21 protein-coding genes and 1 other RNA gene are annotated in these 17,432 nt (G+C 50.6%); 12 read left to right on the top strand and 10 right to left on the bottom strand.

Features of this window, described 5'->3' with window-relative positions; genetic code table 11:
- Positions 1–102: 102 nt before the first annotated feature.
- Positions 103–1,278: an MFS transporter gene (locus tag EJE48_RS05495; protein ID WP_016406885.1), complete on the top strand. Its 1,176-nt coding sequence runs from the start codon at positions 103–105 to the stop codon at positions 1,276–1,278.
- Positions 1,279–1,326: 48 nt separating this feature from the next.
- Here the strand turns inward: EJE48_RS05495 and EJE48_RS05500 are convergent, their stop codons facing one another.
- Positions 1,327–1,680, bottom strand: coding sequence for a helix-turn-helix domain-containing protein (locus EJE48_RS05500; protein ID WP_016406886.1), 354 nt, complete (start codon positions 1,678–1,680; stop codon positions 1,327–1,329).
- Between the two features lie 137 nt (positions 1,681–1,817).
- On the opposite strand from EJE48_RS05500, the gene EJE48_RS05505 reads away from it, so the two are divergent.
- Positions 1,818–2,282, top strand: a complete 465-nt coding sequence (locus tag EJE48_RS05505; RefSeq protein WP_118582537.1) for a DUF1273 domain-containing protein — start codon at positions 1,818–1,820, stop codon at positions 2,280–2,282.
- A 35-nt stretch (positions 2,283–2,317) separates the two neighbouring features.
- Here the strand turns inward: EJE48_RS05505 and EJE48_RS05510 are convergent, their stop codons facing one another.
- The 3 genes from EJE48_RS05510 to EJE48_RS05520 form a co-directional block, all read right to left on the bottom strand.
- Complete coding sequence (locus tag EJE48_RS05510; protein ID WP_118582540.1) at positions 2,318–3,517, bottom strand: vWA domain-containing protein; 1,200 nt, start codon at positions 3,515–3,517, stop codon at positions 2,318–2,320.
- 15 nt (positions 3,518–3,532) lie between these two features.
- On the bottom strand, positions 3,533–4,345 hold the full coding sequence (locus tag EJE48_RS05515; protein ID WP_118582543.1) for an AAA family ATPase: 813 nt from the start codon (positions 4,343–4,345) through the stop codon (positions 3,533–3,535).
- Positions 4,346–4,516: 171 nt separating this feature from the next.
- On the bottom strand, positions 4,517–4,777 hold the full coding sequence (locus EJE48_RS05520) for an AbrB/MazE/SpoVT family DNA-binding domain-containing protein (protein ID WP_016406890.1): 261 nt from the start codon (positions 4,775–4,777) through the stop codon (positions 4,517–4,519).
- A gap of 204 nt (positions 4,778–4,981) precedes the next feature.
- Between EJE48_RS05520 and EJE48_RS05525 the strand changes: the two genes are divergently transcribed.
- From EJE48_RS05525 to ffs, 5 genes are all read left to right on the top strand, one after another.
- Positions 4,982–5,560: a nucleoside recognition protein gene (locus EJE48_RS05525; RefSeq protein WP_118582546.1), complete on the top strand. Its 579-nt coding sequence runs from the start codon at positions 4,982–4,984 to the stop codon at positions 5,558–5,560.
- Position 5,561: 1 nt separating this feature from the next.
- Positions 5,562–6,089 (top strand): spore maturation protein, encoded by a 528-nt coding sequence (locus EJE48_RS05530; RefSeq protein WP_016406892.1) that lies wholly within the window; start codon positions 5,562–5,564, stop codon positions 6,087–6,089.
- Between the two features lie 135 nt (positions 6,090–6,224).
- Positions 6,225–7,547, top strand: a complete 1,323-nt coding sequence (locus EJE48_RS05535) for an FG-GAP repeat domain-containing protein (RefSeq protein ID WP_118582549.1) — start codon at positions 6,225–6,227, stop codon at positions 7,545–7,547.
- 2 nt (positions 7,548–7,549) lie between these two features.
- Positions 7,550–8,035, top strand: a complete 486-nt coding sequence (gene tadA, locus EJE48_RS05540) for a tRNA adenosine(34) deaminase TadA (protein WP_118582552.1) — start codon at positions 7,550–7,552, stop codon at positions 8,033–8,035.
- 63 nt (positions 8,036–8,098) lie between these two features.
- An RNA gene (gene ffs, locus EJE48_RS05545) (signal recognition particle sRNA large type) lies at positions 8,099–8,362 on the top strand.
- Positions 8,363–8,454: 92 nt separating this feature from the next.
- Here ffs and EJE48_RS05550 read toward each other — a convergent pair.
- The 3 genes from EJE48_RS05550 to EJE48_RS05560 are packed head-to-tail and all read right to left on the bottom strand — an operon-like array spanning position 8,455 to position 10,290.
- On the bottom strand, positions 8,455–9,267 hold the full coding sequence (locus tag EJE48_RS05550) for a TlpA family protein disulfide reductase (RefSeq protein ID WP_118582555.1): 813 nt from the start codon (positions 9,265–9,267) through the stop codon (positions 8,455–8,457).
- Positions 9,264–10,157, bottom strand: a complete 894-nt coding sequence (locus EJE48_RS05555; protein ID WP_334295392.1) for a 4Fe-4S binding protein — start codon at positions 10,155–10,157, stop codon at positions 9,264–9,266. Before EJE48_RS05555 ends, EJE48_RS05550 begins: the two co-directional genes overlap by 4 nt.
- Entirely contained in the window at positions 10,141–10,290 is a 150-nt protein-coding gene (locus EJE48_RS05560) for a CD1871A family CXXC motif-containing protein (protein ID WP_118582558.1), read from the bottom strand. Before EJE48_RS05560 ends, EJE48_RS05555 begins: the two co-directional genes overlap by 17 nt.
- A 333-nt stretch (positions 10,291–10,623) precedes the next feature.
- Here EJE48_RS05560 and EJE48_RS05565 point away from each other — a divergent pair, with 333 nt between their 5' ends.
- The 5 genes from EJE48_RS05565 to recR all read left to right on the top strand — a co-directional run bounded on the left by EJE48_RS05565 (position 10,624) and on the right by recR (position 15,157).
- Positions 10,624–11,301 carry a response regulator transcription factor gene (locus tag EJE48_RS05565; protein ID WP_118582561.1) on the top strand — a complete coding sequence of 226 codons (678 nt, stop codon included), beginning with the start codon at positions 10,624–10,626 and terminating at the stop codon, positions 11,299–11,301.
- On the top strand, positions 11,298–12,443 hold the full coding sequence (locus EJE48_RS05570) for a sensor histidine kinase (protein WP_118582564.1): 1,146 nt from the start codon (positions 11,298–11,300) through the stop codon (positions 12,441–12,443). The genes EJE48_RS05565 and EJE48_RS05570 overlap by 4 nt, the downstream gene beginning before the upstream one ends.
- A gap of 92 nt (positions 12,444–12,535) precedes the next feature.
- The gene (gene dnaX, locus EJE48_RS05575; protein WP_016406900.1) at positions 12,536–14,134 is read left to right on the top strand and encodes a DNA polymerase III subunit gamma/tau; all 1,599 of its coding nucleotides are present in this window, start codon (positions 12,536–12,538) and stop codon (positions 14,132–14,134) included.
- A gap of 72 nt (positions 14,135–14,206) precedes the next feature.
- Complete coding sequence (locus tag EJE48_RS05580) at positions 14,207–14,545, top strand: YbaB/EbfC family nucleoid-associated protein (RefSeq protein ID WP_016406901.1); 339 nt, start codon at positions 14,207–14,209, stop codon at positions 14,543–14,545.
- Between the two features lie 15 nt (positions 14,546–14,560).
- Positions 14,561–15,157: a recombination mediator RecR gene (gene recR / locus EJE48_RS05585; protein WP_124984360.1), complete on the top strand. Its 597-nt coding sequence runs from the start codon at positions 14,561–14,563 to the stop codon at positions 15,155–15,157.
- A gap of 61 nt (positions 15,158–15,218) precedes the next feature.
- Here the strand turns inward: recR and EJE48_RS05590 are convergent, their stop codons facing one another.
- From EJE48_RS05590 to EJE48_RS05600, 3 genes are read right to left on the bottom strand one after another with little or no spacing between them, the layout of a single operon-like run.
- Complete coding sequence (locus EJE48_RS05590) at positions 15,219–15,971, bottom strand: threonine/serine exporter family protein (RefSeq protein WP_124984361.1); 753 nt, start codon at positions 15,969–15,971, stop codon at positions 15,219–15,221.
- Between the two features lie 34 nt (positions 15,972–16,005).
- Positions 16,006–16,473, bottom strand: coding sequence for a threonine/serine exporter family protein (locus tag EJE48_RS05595; RefSeq protein ID WP_016406904.1), 468 nt, complete (start codon positions 16,471–16,473; stop codon positions 16,006–16,008).
- Between the two features lie 14 nt (positions 16,474–16,487).
- Positions 16,488–17,249, bottom strand: coding sequence for a threonine/serine exporter family protein (locus EJE48_RS05600; protein WP_124984363.1), 762 nt, complete (start codon positions 17,247–17,249; stop codon positions 16,488–16,490).
- Positions 17,250–17,432: the final 183 nt, after the last annotated feature.

Consider the following 17,432-nt stretch of genomic DNA (forward strand, 5'->3'; position numbering starts at 1 on the left):
ATAAGTGCAATGCGTTGCTGATATGCGTAAATCCGATTGTGACAGGCATAGAGGCAGCGCATTTTTTTATTTTAACGGAAAAAGGTAAAAGGAGGTATTTTTTTGCAGGAGGAAAAGCTTTTTCGGAAGGATTTTGTATTTATTATTATCATCAATTTTCTGGTATTTCTGAACCATCTGGCGATACTGGCGACGTTTCCGTTTTATATTGAGGCACTTGGCGGCTCGGAGGCGGTGGCAGGGATGGCGGTTGCGCTGTTCTGCGTGGTTTCGGTGGTTTGCCGTCCGTTTATTGGGTGGATGCTAGATAACGGGAAGCGGAAAATGATTCTGGCGGTGGGACTTTTGGGGATGCTTCTGATGCCGCTGGGGTATCTGTTTCTGCATACACTGGTGCTGGCATTTGTGTGCCGTATGGTGCATGGGGCGGCGTTGGCGTTTTCCAATACCTCGACCGCGACCATTGCGACAGACAGCGTGCCGCGCTCCCGTTTTGCGGAGGGCATGGGGATTTTCGGCTTGGCAACGGCATTGGCAACGGCGGTTGCGCCTGCGATTGGCTTGGCATTGATGGAAAAATGCGGATTTTCCGTGCTGTTTCTGTTCGGGAGCCTTTCGATTGCGCTTGCACTGGTGCTGTTTTTCCTGCTGAAAGCGCCGAATATTGCGGTGGAGAAAAAGCCGCTGTCCTTAAAGGGGTTGTTTGATAAAAATGCGGTTCCTGCTTCGCTGACAGCGGTGGTTTTCATGTTTACCTATGGCGCACTGGAAAATTTTGCGGCAAAATTTGCGGCGGAAAAGGGCTTGCCGAGCGGCGGCTTATTCTTTGTGATTATGGCAGTGACGGTGCTGATTATGCGTATGACGGCAGGGAAGGTGACAGACCGCCATGGCGAGGGGATTTTTGCCTATAGCTGTAATATTGCGATGTTTGCGGCGTTTTTGCTTTTGGGGCTGTTTCCGAATACGGTGACCTATCTGTTGGCGGCAGTGCTTTCCGGCTTTGGCTTCGGCGGACTGGAGCCTGCATTGCAGTCCATGGCGGTGGCGATTGCACCACCCGAAAAGCGCGGCAGTGCAAACTCCACCTTCCTCTGCGCGTATGATATCGGCATCGGCATTGGCGGCGCGATTGCAGGGGGACTGATTTCCTCGTTTGGGTATGAGACGATGTTTACGGGGATGTCTGTGTTTAATCTGCTGTCGATTGTGATTTATGTGCTGATTGGGCGGAATCACCCGTCCTCTTTCTCTTACCGAAAGAGAATGGCAAGATAAGGCGAAAGCAGGCTTTCCAAACAAAAAAGAACCCTTTTGGGTTCTTTTTTAGTGCTGATTCAATTTTTTATTCTGCCGCAGTGCGCGCTTGGATGCTTTCAGAATTTCCGTTAGGATGCGAATTTCATATTCATCGCAGTCCGCTACGGCGCTTTGGATTTCCTGTGCGAAAATTTCCTTGGAATGGATAACAGAATCGCAAAGCAGAGTATCCGCAGATACGGAAAGCGCATTTGCAATGGAAATCAGCATCGGCAGGCTTAGCTTTGTATTGGCATTTTCGATATTGCTCATGTGAGTAGGGGAAAGGTCTGCCTTTTCGGCTAATGCTTCCTGAGAAAGCTCGGCTTGGATGCGTGCGATTTTGATTCTTTTTCCGATTGCTTTGTAATCAAGCTCCATCAAGCAACCCTCCTCTGCATATTTTTTTACATTGTATCTTTTGTTAAGGTTCGTTATAATAAACTGTATAGATATACTATTTATATAGTTTATAACTTGCGAAAATTTTATGCAGAGGAAAAAAGGTGGGGGATATCATGATTCGATGTACATTCGCAGGACATAGAGATGTTTGTGGGGTGCAGGCGGAGGATATTACAGAGGTATTGGAAGAAATCATACAATATACGGAATCGCCGATAGAATGTTTTGTAGGCGGAATGGGGAAATTTGACAATTTGTGCGCGGCGGCAGTGCGATTGCTGAAAAGACAATACAGGGAAAAGGAAATATCTTTGATTCTTGTATTGCCGTATCTGCAAAAAAGAATCAATGTGAATTCGGCGTATTATGAAAGCATGTTTGATTTGGTGCTGATACCATCCATATTAGAGGGAGTGCATTATAAGCATGCGATTGTACTGCGAAATCGTTGGATGGTAGAGCAGGCGGATTATGTGATTGCGATGGTAGAGCGGAAGGAAGGCGGAGCTTACGCAACATTGCAGTATGCCAAAAAGAAAAAGAAGAAGATTATCAATTTAGCGGAACGCAAAAAATAACCCCTGTTGGATATCAAACAGGGGTAAAAATCAGTTTATCGGTTCACCATGAGTTTCTTTAATGCGTTGTTTAGGTCGTCCAAGGTCAGGCGATACATATCAAATTCATTTGCCAAAATATCGTAGGTTTTTGCCCACCAGCCGCCCCAATAGGGACGCTCGGAGGGGTTCAGCCAGACGATATGGGAGTATTTTTCCTTGAAGCGCTTGAGCCACTCAATACCGGGGGTACGGTCGCGCGAGCCATAGCTATACCAGCTGCCCTCCATCAGCTCATAGGGGTCCATCTGGGCATCCCCAACGATGATGACCTTATATTCACTGCTGATATTTTGCAGAATCCATTCGGTCGGGATGGCAGAATTCGGGCGCATGCGAGGGTCCTTGAAGATTTTGGAATAGATGCAGTTATGGAAATAGAACACCTGCAAATCCTTGAAATGATTGGAATTACGCACCGCCTGAAACAGCGCAGAGCACATGCGGCTGTAATAATCCATAGAGCCGCCGCTGTCCATGAGAAGGAGTACCTTGACGGTATTTCTTCTGGGCTTATCATAGACCACCTTCAGATTGCCGGCGTTATCGCAGGTTTCGCGAATGGTGCCGTCCACATCAAATTCGGTTCTTGCCTCATCCGCACGGGCGGAAAATTGCCGCAGACGGCGGAAGGCCATCTGGAACTGACGGGTATCCAAGATATTATCCTCACGGAAATCACGGAATTTTCGCTCGCCTGCCACCTGAAAGGCACTGCGCTTCTGGCTTTTGCCGCCGACACGAATGCCCTTATCAATCTGTCCGTTATTGCCGAAGGGGGACGCGCCTCTGGTGCCAATCCATTTTGAGCCGCCGTTATGCTGCTCGTGCTGCTCCTGCAAACGCTCCAGAAACATCTGCTGAATCTGCTGCTCGGAAAGACCGAGGTTGCGGAGAAGGTCCTCCTCGCTGAAGCTGCCGTCCAGCTCTTCTCTTGGTTTATTCAGCCAATCCAGAAGCTCCTTGGGCAGTTCATCGGTGGCGCGCTCCATATCCTTGAAATATTCCAGAAAGGCACCGTCGAATTTATCAAAATCTGCCTCGCTTTTGACCAGAATGGCACGGCAGAGATAATAAAAGCCTGTAAAGGAGGAATGATGCAGACCCTTATCGAGTGCCTCAATGAGGGACATCCACTCGTTGAGGGAAACCTTCAGCCCTCTGGCACGAAGGAGATAGAAAAATGAAGTAAACATCAGTCACTCACCTACTTACTTCAAAAATTTACGCATGGTATCGATATCCTCGTTCTTTTTCAAGAGAACGCCGGCGAAGGGGACGGCTTCCTTGATTTTGGATGCAGGCACGCCGCCAAGCTCCAGTGCGCGAATCCAGTCGATGACCTCAGAGGTACTGGGCTTTTTCTGGATATTATACAGCCCACGAATCCAATAGAAGGTGGCAAGCACCTGTTTCAGTACGTTTTCCTCCACATGGTCGAAATGCACCTTGATGATTTCCTCCATCTGCTCTGCATCGGGGAATTCAATATAATGGAAGATGCAGCGGCGCAGGAAGGCATCGGGCAGCTCCTTCTCCGCATTGGAGGTGATAATCACGATGGGGCGCTGCTTTGCCTTAACGGTTTCCTTTGTTTCGGGGATATAAAATTCCATTTTATCCAATTCCCACAGAAGGTCGTTGGGAAATTCCAAATCGGCTTTATCGATTTCGTCAATCAGCAAAATGACCTGCTCGTCGCTGTGGAACGCTTCGCCAAGCTTGCCAAGCTTGACATATTTGCCGATATCATCCACGCCCTCATTGCCGAACTGGGAATCATACAGACGCTGCACAACGTCATACACATAGAGACCATCCTGCGCCTTTGTGGTGGATTTGATATTCCAGATGATAAGCTTTTTGCCAAGAGCCTGCGAAATTGCTTCGGCAAGCATGGTTTTGCCGGTACCGGGCTCGCCCTTGATGAGCAGGGGCTTTTGCAGGGCGATGGCAATATTTACAGAACGCATCAGCTCTTCGCTGGCTACATAATTTTTACTTCCTTCAAATGTGAGATTCATTTTTGGTTCACGCCTTTCCTCAATTTAGTTTGCATACGAAATATCTGAGATATGACTATTGTAGGGGGTGGAGGGGGGCTTGTCAATAAAAAAGGGGAGGAAGAGAGAAAAAAGCAATAAAAAAAGCCCGAATTCCTGTCATCATAAGGAACGGGCTTTGTGTGCGAGTGCTTATTTCACATCCAGACCGGCAATTCTTGCCATTTCCAAAATAGAAGCCTTGGAAACCTTTTTGCCCTTATAATCAATTAAATCATCCATACTGCCTGTGAAGATATCGGCAGGTTCGTATTTTTGCAGGATAATGGTGTTTTCATCAACAAAGATTTCCAGAGAATCCTTGATTTCGATTCCCATGTTGCGGCGAAGCTCGATGGGCAGAACAACTCTTCCCAATTCATCCACTTTTCTTACGATACCTGTTGATTTCATATTGTTCGCTTCCCCCTAAAATTTATTACTGTTTGTTTTTTGCCGGAATATTTATTAAATCTTAACATAAAAAAGAACAATTTTCAACAAAAATCACATTTTTTGAAGAAGATTCGGAGTTTTTTACTGCAATTTTTCTGAGGGGAAAAAAGGTTCATGAGAGAAAGGAAGCAAACATAAACTAACGAGAGGGGGGAGGCGGAAATGTTAAACGGCATTTGGGGCTTTTTTTTGATTGGCGGAATTCTGACGGGCGCGTTTCTGGGCAGAATGGATATGGTGACGGGGGCTATTTTAAGCGGCGGACGCTCTGCGGTGGAGCTGGCGCTTGCCATGGCAGGGGTAATTTCGGTTTGGTCGGGGGTGCTGAAGATTGCGGAGCGGGGCGGCATGATTGACCGGCTTGCCGCAAGGCTGACACCGCTGATGGATTTTCTCTTTCCCTCCGTGCCGCGGCTGCATCCTGCAAGAAAATATATCGCAACGAATTTTGTGGCGAATTTTCTGGGGCTTGGATGGGCGGCAACACCTGCCGGACTGATGGCGATGAAGGAGCTGCAAAGGCTGAACCGAGAGGAAAAGGGACGGGCATCGGCGGCAATGTGTATGTTTCTGACGGTGAACATGACCTCCCTGCAGCTGGTCACGATGAATATTCTGGCGTACCGCATGGAATACGGCTCGCAAAGCCCGGCGGAGATTATCGGGGTGGGGATTGCGGCAACGATGCTTACGACATTGGTTGGTACGCTTGCGGCGAAGGCATTGGAGGGGAGGGGATAGCGTGGGGATACTGCTGACGATATCCGATTTGCTGATTCCTGTTACGGTGCTGTGCATTGTGGTATTCGGGTGCTTGCAGCGAATGGATATTTATGAGGTGTTTCTGGAGGGGGCGAAGGAGGGCCTGCAGACGGTTCTGGATATTTTGCCGACTCTAATCGGTCTGATGATGGCGGTGGAGGTGATGCGCGCAGGGGGGCTCTTGGACATTCTGGTGCGGCTGATTCGCCCGGCGGCAGAGGCAGTCGGCTTTCCGGCAGAGCTGGCACCGTTAAGTCTGGTGCGGCTGGTTTCCTCCTCCGCGGCAACCGGACTTCTGACCGACCTTTTTGCGAAGTACGGCCCGGATTCCTTTCTGGGCAGAACGGCCTCTGTCATGATGAGCTGTACGGAAACGGTGTTTTATACGATGAGCCTGTATTTTCTTTCTGTCGGGATTCGGAAAACGAGATATACGCTGCCCTGCGCCCTTCTGGCAAACCTTGTCGGCATCTTTGCGGCTGTGGCACTGGTGCGGCTTGTTTTTTGAGGTTGGATAGGGTATAATCGTAGCATATACTTACAAAGGAAGCACTTGTTTTTATCATTCTGGAAAACGAAGGAAACCGAAAAGAGCGGCTGAAAGCGGCGTTTCGGACGGTTCTTTTTTGAGAGAGGGAATACTATGAAGAAATGGATGACGATTCTGGCAAGTCTGCTTCTGCTTAGCGGCTGCGGCGCAAAGGAGGATACCTTTAGCCTCAGTGCTGCCGAGCAGGAGGCGTATGAGGAATCCATCGACAAGGTGACAGAGGATTTTTATTGGGAATATGACCACAGCAGCCTGAGCTTTGGGGCGGCAGTTGTGCCGGAGGCGACGGAGGAAAATGAACGGCTGTTTGATGCCTCCTCCGCCTGCGAATATAACCTGAAGGGAAAGGCAGGACAGGATGCCGTACTGGCGCAGGCGGCGCTGCTGCACTATAACGGCGATGCGGCAGGGACACTGCAATGCTGGTTTGTAGGCGGCTCTCTGGCAGGGGTGGCCTACAGCGGTGGCTATGATAACGGCTATTACAGCCTAAAGGAGCGCAACCCGTTTCTGGCGGACGGCGGCTTTCGGGCGTATGAAAGCTGGACAGGGATGCCGACCTCCTTCCGCACGGGCAGAGGGGAATTTTCCGCAGAGGGGATTTACTCTGTCGGGCAGGATGCGAAGGGACGGCGGCTGGCGGTTTCCATTCGTGGCGGCAAGGCAGAGGTCTACCGCTATGCCAACGGGCTGAGCCGTTACCGCAGCTTTTCCTATGGGCGCGGCTTAGAGGCGACCTCGGCGGCGTTTTTAAAGGAGGATGACGCAAGACTGGCGGTTCTGGTTTCCAGTATTGAGGAAAGCGGCGAGGGCGAAAGCGAAAAGACCTATACGCGCGCGGAACGGGTGATGCTTTACGATTCCAGACTGAACGTGGCAGGGGAAATCCCTCTGGAGGGAGAGCTTTGCACTGCACTGGGCGCGGAGAACGGCAGGCTGTATCTTTTTATTGATAAAAATATGGAGATTTATGAGGAAAAGGATGGCAGCTGGCAGAATACCGGCACAAGAAAGCTGCGCCATCAGGTGACGCAGTGCCACATCACGGATTTGGATGGGGACGGTGTAAAGGAATATATTCTGACGGACGGGATGGATTTGTATGTTTATCATGCGGTGAATGACAGCTTCCGTAAGCTTTGGAGTACGCATGTGGGCGTGGAAAACTTCTATGGCCCGCTTATGAGCGGCGATATGAACGGGGACGGCGTGCAGGAAATTTATGCCTGCGACACCACGGCTACCACGATTCGATATATCCTGACGGAAAAAGGACTGAAAACCGCGAATGAGGATATTCAGTACGGACAGTGCATCTATCCCTGCGATTTTGACGGAAACGGCAGGGAGGACTACTGGTTCGTTGCGGATAATGAGGACAGAAGGGGACAGCTCTATCTGGCTGCGGAGGAATAAAAATGACGGAATCCGAGAAATATATGACAGAAGCACTGGCGGAGGCGGAGAAGGCGCTTGCGGCAGGCGAGGTGCCGATTGGCGCGGTGATGGTGCGAAACGGCAAGATTATCGCAAGAGGGCATAACCTGCGCAATACCGACAAAAATCCTCTGCGCCACGCGGAGATTGATGTGATTGATGCGGCGGCGAAAATCGTGGGGGATTGGCGGCTGGAGGACTGTGTGCTTTATGTTACCGTAGAGCCTTGCCCGATGTGCGCGGGGGCAATCGTGCAGGCACGCATCCCAAGGGTGGTTTTCGGGACAAGAAACAGCAAGGCAGGCTGCGCCGGCTCTGTGCTGGATGTGCTGAATGAACCAAGGCTCAACCATCAGGTGGCAGTGGAGGAGGGCGTTTTGCAACCCCAATGCAGCGAGATTATGAAGCGGTTTTTTAAGCGTTTTCGTAAAAATGCCAATGCAGCGCCATTGACAGAAAACCAATGAGCGTGTATAATAACATAGTTATATTTGTGAAATCCTCCCGAAGCTTAGGGAGTGATGATATTTCCGCACTAGCCGGGGTGGTAGCGGTGCCCTGTACTCACAATCCGCTATAGTGAGGGTGATGCTCGCTTTCGACGCAGGGCTTGATGGTCTGCCCTTTGAAAGCGGTGTTGAAGTTTGGGTCTTACGCAACATGAGCCTGTGAATCGTGTCAGGGTCGGAAGGCAGCAGCACTAAGCAGTCTACTTGTGTGTGTAGTAAGGGTGCCTGAATGGAGCCGTGGAAGAAGGTAACGCGTGGGGCGCTGTGGCAACAGCGGGTGTGCGGACCTTATTTATTTTTGAAATAATCAAAACAGCAAAAAAAGCAGGGCTGTGGCTTTCGCCGACAACACCTGCTTTTTCTTTTGCGCTTTTTTCTTATTTTGCTAAAATTTCATCAATTTGCTTCTGCACACTTGCCATGGTCTTTTCGTTATCCAGACCGCCTACGATGACATCACCCACAATATTGCCTTCGCTGTCAATGAGAACAGAGGTGGGGAAGGTCATTACAGAAAGTGCCAGCTTACCTGCCTCGCTATCGGAATCAAAATAGATGTTCTGATAGGATGCACCCTGCTTTTTCATAATTTCCTTTGCGGCAGCAATGGTATCCTCGTTTTCATCCAGAGTTTCCACGTTGATGCCGACAACGGCACCGCCCTTTTCCTTCAGGGAATCATGCAGCTTTTGCAGAGCAGGCAGCTCCCCAACGCAAGGACTGCAGCCGTTGAACCAGAAATTTACCAGAGTTACGCTATTGTTGGTAAACAGGCTTTCATCTACGGCATTGCCGTCAAAGTCCTTGCCGGTAAAGGCGGGAAAGCTCTTTGCGCTGTCCAGAGAGGTGCCGGTGGGATTGCTGTCCTCCTGCGGCAAAGCGGCAAGCTGCTCTTCCAGAGCCTTGATTTTTTTCACATCCTCGCTCAGAGCCTTGAAATCCTCTTTGCTCAGCTGGTCCTTTATATTTTCCAGTGCCATTTTCAGAAAATCGGCATAGTCGCCTGTTTGAGAGCCGACAGTGTCCTTATCTACCGCATTAAAAGCGAGATCCCATAAATCCTGATGCTCTGCAATGATTTCATTTTCCTGCTGAATCAGCTCCTCTGCGCTTTGCTTTGCCTTGCCGCAGGCAGTAAAGCCGAGGACTAAAATAAGAGAGACTGCGAAAAGTAAAATTCTTTTTTTCATTTTGTTTCCTCCGTTTTCTGTTTTTTACATCCGTATTGATAGTGAATGGCTTGTGTGGGACAGGCTGTGATGCAGGCACCGCAACGGATACATTCGTTATGATTCGGTGTCTGAGGAACAGCAACGTCCATTTTGCACGCCCTGCCGCATTTGCCGCAGGAGATACATTTGTTTTGATCCACCTGAAGCTGCAAAAGGGAAATGCGGTTAAACCATGCGTAAAACGCACCCAAGGGGCAAATCCATTTGCAGAAGGGGCGATAGAACAGTATGCTCAGGATGATTACAGCCACAAGCACACAGCTTTTCCATGCAAACAGCGAGCCGAGGGCGGAGCGGATGCTCGTGCTGGCGAGGGAGAGTGGAATGGCACCCTCCAACACCCCCTGCGGACAAAGATATTTGCAGAAGAAGGGGTTTCCCATGCCGACCACGTTTACCACAAACGCAGGCAGAAGAAAAACCATAACAACCAAAATGAGATATTTCAGATAGCGAAGACCACTGAGTTTTTTGGTTGAAAATTTCTTTGTCGGGATTTTATGCAGCAGATCCTGAAACCAGCCGAACGGGCAGAGAAAGCCGCAGACAAATCTTCCCAGCAGAACGCCGATGAAAATCAACATTCCTGTGATATAATAGGAAAACTTGAACTTTGAGGAGCCGACCACTGCCTGCATGGCCCCGATGGGACACGCGCCCGCTGCCCCCGGACAGGAATAGCAATTCAGACCGGGTACGCAGACCTGCTTGGTGTTGCCCTGAAAGATGGTTCCTTTTAGGAAATTTGGCAGGTGGAGGTTGCTCAAAAGCGTTGCCAGAAGCTGAATACCTCCTCGTATTCTTGCCAGAAGATAGGATTTTATTTGTTTTTTAGCCAATGCCGACACACTCCAGACATAATTTGATTGCTTTGGAGAGCACAACAGCTGCCTCTCCGCGATATGCGCCGTAGACCATCATGCCGATGCCGAGCGCAAGAGCGGCAAGCTGAAAAAACGGCGTTGCGAGTTCCTTTTTCATGGTTTCGTTCCTTTCGTTCCAAGGGGGACGGTTTCGTTTTTATTTTTCTTGATGGAACCAGTATACAACATCCGAAATAAAATCTCTGTTAAGAAAAAACTTAATTTTTATTTTATTTCTTTATGGTATAATACCCACGGACATATCCGTGGGTTAGCCGCTTACAGCGTCTATCTGCTGTTTTCACAGCAAATTCTACGATTCGCAGGCATAGCCTGCTCATACCATGCCTTGTGGAAGAAAATATCTGCTTCGCAGCTGCTTTCTTCCCCTGCAAACATGGTATACTGTAAAAAGGAAAAAAGTGAAGGAAATCGGAAAGGAGGCAGAGCCATGAAGCTTTTGGTGATTGAGGATGAGAGGATGCTTTGCGACACCATCGCCAAAAGCCTGCACCATGCAGGCTATGAGGTGGATTGCTGCTATGACGGGGCAGAGGCGTTGGAGCGGCTTTTGATAGAGCAGTATGACTTGATTGTGTTGGATTTGCATTTGCCGGGGATGGACGGCATGGAGGTTTTGGAGCGGCTGCGCCAAACGGATGCGGAAACAAAGGTGCTGATTTTATCCGCACGCAGTCAGGTTGCGGATAAGGTTGCGGGCTTGGATGCAGGGGCGAACGATTATCTGGAAAAGCCCTTTCATTTGCAGGAGCTGGCGGCAAGGGTGCGCAGTTTGACACGCAGACAGTTCATTCAGCAAAGCACAGCCTTGGTTTGCGGCGGCATTTCCTTTGATACCCGCACCAGAGAAACCCTTGTGAACGGGAAGGAAATCCGTCTGACCAGAAAGGAAAAGGGCATTTTGGAATATCTGCTTTTGCACCAGGGCAGACCAATCAGTCAGGAGGAGCTGATGGAGCATGTCTGGGACGGCAGTGTGGATGCGTTCAGCAATTCCATTCGGGTGCATATTTCTGCGCTGCGAAAGAAGCTGAAGGCAGAGCTGAACTATGACCCGATCACAAACAAGGTCGGGGAAGGATATCGGATAGGGGGAGAGTGGAAATGAAGCGACTTTCTTTACAATGGAGACTGACGCTGATGACGGCGGTGCTGATTGCCGCTACCTGTATTTTTCTGAATCTGGCACTTTCCAGAGCAGGCATGTTTTATATGGATAAGCTGGGGCAGGCGATTTTTCATCAGACACCGACGGCGGATTTTATGATTTCCATTCCCGACGCAGATGTGGAGCAGCTTCCTCCCGATTTTGAAATTCAAATTGATGATACCAAAAAGATTTTTACGCTCAGCAGCTGGCTGATCACCCTTCTGATTACACTGGCGAGCGGCTGTATTACTTATTTTGTGAGCGGCTATGCCCTTAGACCGCTCAGAAGCTTTTCCGGCAGAATTGCACAAATCCAAGCGGAGAATTTAACGCAGTATCAGGCGGAGGAGCAGCAGATTCCCGAATTTCAGGCACTCAGCCATTCCTTTGAGGCCATGGTACGGCGGCTTTCGGATGCGTTTTCTTCCTTACAGGAGTTTAACGGCAATGCGGCGCATGAATTTCGCACGCCCTTGGCGATGATGCAGGCACAGCTGGAATTATACGAGGAAATGCCGCACCCCGACATGGACGCAGAAACGGTGGAGCTGCTTGCCATGCTGAAGGAACAGACGGAGCGGCTTTCAAAATTGGTGAAAACGCTTCTGGAAATGAGCGAAATGAACACGATTGAACGGGCGGATGCGGTAGAGCTGACGGCGTTGATAGAGGAGGTGCTGGCAGACCTTTCCCCTATGGCAGAGAAGCGGCAGATTTCGCTTTTACAGGAAGCGACGGGAGAGGTGCTTTTGCAGGGAAGTGATATTTTACTGTATCGTCTGCTGTTTAATCTGGTGGAAAATGCCATTCGCTACAACAAAGAGGGCGGAGCAGTGCGCGTTTCGGCAGAGGAGAGGGCGGATACGGTGGAGATTCTGGTACAGGATACGGGAAGCGGGATTCCCGAAGCAGACAGGGAAACCATTTTTCAGCCGTTCTTCCGTGTGGATAAATCGCGCAGTCGGGCATACGGCGGCGTAGGGCTGGGACTGACGCTGGTGCGCAAGATTGTGGAGCTGCACGGCGGCACAATCCGCATTGCCGAAAGCGGCGAAGGTGGCACAACCTTTGCCGTTTGTCTGCCCTGTGGGGCGGCATAGGGCGTGGTGCGGACAGTATCATTTTTTTGAAATTTGTGGTATCATAGCAAAAGAATGTCCGATTCGATTCGGAAAAAAAGAGGAGTGTGCTTATGGCTTATACGGCTTTATATCGAAAATTCCGCCCACAGACGTTTGAGAGCGTCATCGGGCAGGAGCATATCGTCAGAACGCTGAAAAATCAGATGAAAACGGGGCGCGTGTCCCATGCGTATCTGTTTTGCGGCACAAGGGGCACGGGGAAAACCTCTACGGCGAAGATTTTTGCCAGAGCCATCAACTGCACGAACCCCACGGCGGACGGCGAGCCCTGCAACGAGTGTGCCGTTTGTAAGGATATTCTGGCAGGGAGAAGCGTGAACGTAATTGAGATTGACGCAGCCTCCAACAACGGCGTGGACAACATCCGCGAGATTCGCGAGGAGGTGAAATATCCGCCGACACAGGGGAAATATAAGGTCTATATCATTGACGAGGTACACATGCTTTCGGCGGCGGCGTTCAATGCGCTTCTGAAAACACTGGAGGAGCCGCCTGCACATGTGATTTTCATTCTGGCGACAACAGACCCACAGAAGGTGCCGGCAACGATTCTTTCGCGCGTACAGCGGTTTGATTTCCGCAGGATTACCACGGAGACGATTGCCCAAACGCTGATGGGCTATCTGAAGGAGGAGGGACAGCAGGCGACCCCTGAGGCGGTGCGCTATGTGGCACATCTGGGGGACGGCTCGATGCGTGATTCGCTGAGTATTTTAGACCAGTGCCTTGCCTTTTTCAGCGGCGAGGAGGTTACGCTGGAAAAGGTACTGGATATTATGGGCGCGGTTGACCAGACGATTTTCTTTGAAATGACAGACGCGCTTGCGAAACGGGATGCGAAAGAGGCGATGCTTCTGGTGGAGCAGATGATGCAGGACGGGAGAGACGTGAAGCAGTTTGTGACGGAGCTTTTGCAGCACCTGCGGAACCTGCTGATGGCGGCAACACTGCCCGATGTGACGCGGATTCTGGATTTATCCGCGGAGGACGGAGAACGGCTGAAAAAGGCGGCAGGAGTGCTTTCACCGGAGGAGCTGATTTATTTCATCGGGAAATTTTCCGATTTGCAGAGCGAGATGAAATGGGCAACGAATGAGCGGATTCTGCTGGAGGTGGAGCTGATGAAGCTTTGCGCGCCATGGACGGAGAAGGATTTGACTGCCCTGGCGGCAAGACTGGGCGAGCTGGAGCGGAAGATGGAAGAAGGCGTGCCGGTTGCCATCACGCAGGCGACACCGACAGAAAAGCCCAAGGAAAAGCCCAAGCCAAAGCGCAGACCTCCTGCACTGCCCGAGGACAGGAAGGAAGTACAGGAGAAATGGGCGTTGCTGCGCAATGACGTGGAGGATGCGGTGCTGAAGGGGATGCTTTCCAAGGTGGAAATCGGCTTCAAGGAGGATGAATTTCTCTATCTCATCTGCGCATATCCTGCGCTCACGGATATGATTCAGCGCGGCATGGACAAGATTGCGGCAGTTCTGGAGAAGGAAACGGGCAAAAGCTTCGAGCTGCGAACCACCACGAAGGATGAATATGAAAAATGGAGAGAAGCGGCATACGGCAAGGAGGAGGAGACACCCTCTGCGGATGCGGATGCGGAATTTGCAAGCCTTCTGGGGCAGTATTTCCCGGAGGCGGATGTGGAATGACACTTGCCAGACGGCGTAATTTCAGATAAAATAAAAAGGATTAGGTTTATGAAATATAAGGAGGAATCAGACATGGCAAAAGGCGGTTTTCCCGGCGGCATGGGTGGTATGAATATGAATAACCTCATGAAGCAGGCGCAGAAAATGCAGAAACAGATGATGGAAAAGCAGGAGGAGCTGCAGGCAAAGACACTGGAAATGACCAGCGGCGGCGGTGCTGTGAAGGTTGTCATCACAGGGAAAAAGGAAATTCAGGAGTTGAAAATCAACCCCGATGTGGTAGATCCCGATGATGTGGAAATGCTGGAGGATTTAATCATTTCCGCTGTGAACGAGGCAATTCGTCAGGTAGAGGAAATGTATAACGCAGAAATGGGCAGAATGACCGGCGGCTTAGGCGGTATGTTCTGATAAAGAAGGGACAGCATGAATTATTACGGCAACCCGATGACAAGGCTCATTGAGGAACTGGCGGCACTGCCGGGGATTGGCGGAAAATCCGCACAGAGACTGGCATTTCACATCATCAATTTGCCAAGAGAGAAGGTGGCGGCGCTTTCCGAAGCCATTCTTGCGGCGAAGGACGAGGTGAAATACTGTTCTGTCTGCTGCAACCTGACAGAGGAGGAAATCTGCCCCGTCTGCGCGAACCCGAAGCGCGACCATTCGGTGATTATGGTGGTGGAGGACCCCAGAGATATGGCGGCGTATGAACGGACGAAGGAATTCCATGGCGTGTATCATGTGCTGCATGGAGCAATTTCTCCTATGACGGGAATTGGTCCGCAGGATATTCATATTCGGGAGCTGCTCAGCCGCATAGATGGGACGGTTGCGGAGGTCATCCTTGCGACCAACCCGAATGTGGAGGGAGAGGCAACGGCGATGTATCTTGCGAAGCTGCTGAAGCCTTTGGATGTGAAGGTGACAAGAATCGCAAACGGCGTTCCGGTTGGCGGCGATTTGGAATATGTGGATGAGATTACGCTTTCCAGAGCCTTGGAGGGCAGGAGAGAACTATAAAGAAGCATAAAAAGAAGCGAAGGAAATCAGAAGTTGATAGCCTTCGCTTTTTTTATGCGCATTACATGAAATAGGACAGGGTCAGACCGACACCGCCTGCCAAAGAGCAGGCAACGACAAGAGCCTCGACTGCCTTGGTGTAGCCGCTGATAAGGTTGCCTTCGAGCAGGTCACGCATGGATTTTGCGAAGGTCATACCCGGCAGAAGCGGCATAATGCTGCCGATGATGATGGTGCCGATATGCGCCGAGGGGAAGCGCGGCTGAATGAGGCAGGTAAGGCATGCTGCCGCAACACCACCCAGAAACGGCCCGAAGAAATAGGGGATTTTCTTTTTGCCAAGCCAGATATCCAGACAGCCTAAAAACAGCCCGATGACAAAGGCAATGCAGCCATCCAGAAAGAAGGGCGTATCCAGAAAGGAGCAGCAGCCCGAAATCAGACCGTAGCCGAAAACACGAATCGGGAGGGGATAGAAGGAAAACTGATGGATTTCCTTCAGACGCTCAATGGCCTCATCCAGAGAGATTTTGCCCGAAACAAAGGCGCGGGACATATCATTGACCTCGCAGACCTTTTCAAAATTGATGGTACGGGTGCGGACACCGCGCATCATGGAAAGGGGGCCCTTTTCCTCGCGCGGGAGGGTGACGATGAGGGCGGTGGAGATGGCGGTTGCTTCGATTTTTTCTCTGCCTGTGGTGGAGAGAATCCGTTTCATGGTATCCTGCACACGGAAGGTTTCTGCGCCGTTTTTCAGCATGATTTCGCCTGCATCCAGAGCGAGATTGATAAGCTTCGTATCGTTATCCATAAGGCGTTTCTCCTTTCGTTTGATAAAATTCGGCTCAGCTGTTTTTTCTCTTCAATCTGGGGAAGAAAGAGAACCATGCCTGCGGCAGAACCAGAATGATAACAGAGCCGATGCCGATGGCACCTGCCAGCTTTAGCGCAGTCAGAATATTTGCGGTTGTTTCCAGCACGCGGCTTTCCATGGCAGAGGTGATGCAGCGATAGACCGCCGCACCGGGTACCAGAGGCAGGATGCCGGGGATATGATAGACAATCGTCGGGAGCATGCGGTGGTAGGAAAGAAAGCGCGCAAAGCCTGTTGCGGCAAAGGTTGCCAGAAGCGTTGCCAGAAAGGACGAGCCATCATGCCGAAGGACAAGCTGATACACCAGCCAGCAGAGGAAGGCGGTCAGCCCGCAATAGGGGATTTCCTTCCGGGGGGCATTGCAGACGATGGCATAGCCTACGCTTGCAAAGAGTGCAACCAAGGGATGCACAAGATAGAAAAACAAGGTTGTATTCATAGGATTTCCTCCGTTCATTCAGTCATTTGAAACAGCGCCAGCGCAACAGCAACCCCTGCGGCGATGGAGCAGGCAATGAGCAGAACCTCAACTACCTTGGAATTGCCGCTGATGAGGTTGCCCTCAAGCAAATCTCGCATTGCCTTGGAAAGCGCAAGCCCCGGCAGAAGCACCTTCATGGTACCGATAATCAGCTTATCCAGCTGGGTGGCAGGAAGGAGCGCATGCGCCATGCAGGCGGCAAGCCCCGTAACCAGACCGCCCATCAGGGGGGCGACAAAGAAGGGAATCTTCTTGCTCTCCAGATAGACCAGTGTACAGCCCATGAGAAGGGCAATGACGAAGGATACCAGAAAATCCTGCACAGAGCCGCCGACCATAAAGGCGAAGCCTGCGCCGCTGATGGCATAGCCAAGCACACGGGTGCTGAATTTGAAGTTGGGTGCGTGATGAATTTCTTGGCAGTGGTCTAAGGCTTCGGTGACGCTGATTTTGCCGGAGACGAAGGCGCGGGACATATCATTGACGGCGCAGATTTTTTCAAAATTCAAATCGCGGTTTTTGACGGCGCGCGCCATAGAGAGAGGACCCTTTTCCTCTCGTGGCAAGGTGACCATCAGAAGGGTACACATTGCCAGGGCTTCTATTTTTTCCTTGCCGGAAACGGAGAGAATCCGCTGCATGGTGTCCTGCACACGGAAGGTTTCCGCGCCTGAGGCAAGCATGATTTCGCCTGCATCAAGGGCAAGGTTAATCAGTTGGGTATCATAATCCATAACCGGGGTTTCCTTTCTAAAAAATTAAGTCAAAAACAGGTTTTTGACTTGTTGGACAGAAGAATAAACTGACAAGTTCCGTCAGCATAAATGCTTAGAAACTTGCAGTTTTCCTCGAGTGGGCAAAGCCCGCTCTGCGGATTCCATTCGGGACACCGAAACGGTTTCCCGAACCCTTCCGCT

The sequence above is a fragment of the Anaerotignum faecicola genome (genome assembly GCF_003865035.1).
GTDB classification, from domain to species: Bacteria; Bacillota; Clostridia; order Lachnospirales; family Anaerotignaceae; genus Anaerotignum_A; species Anaerotignum_A faecicola.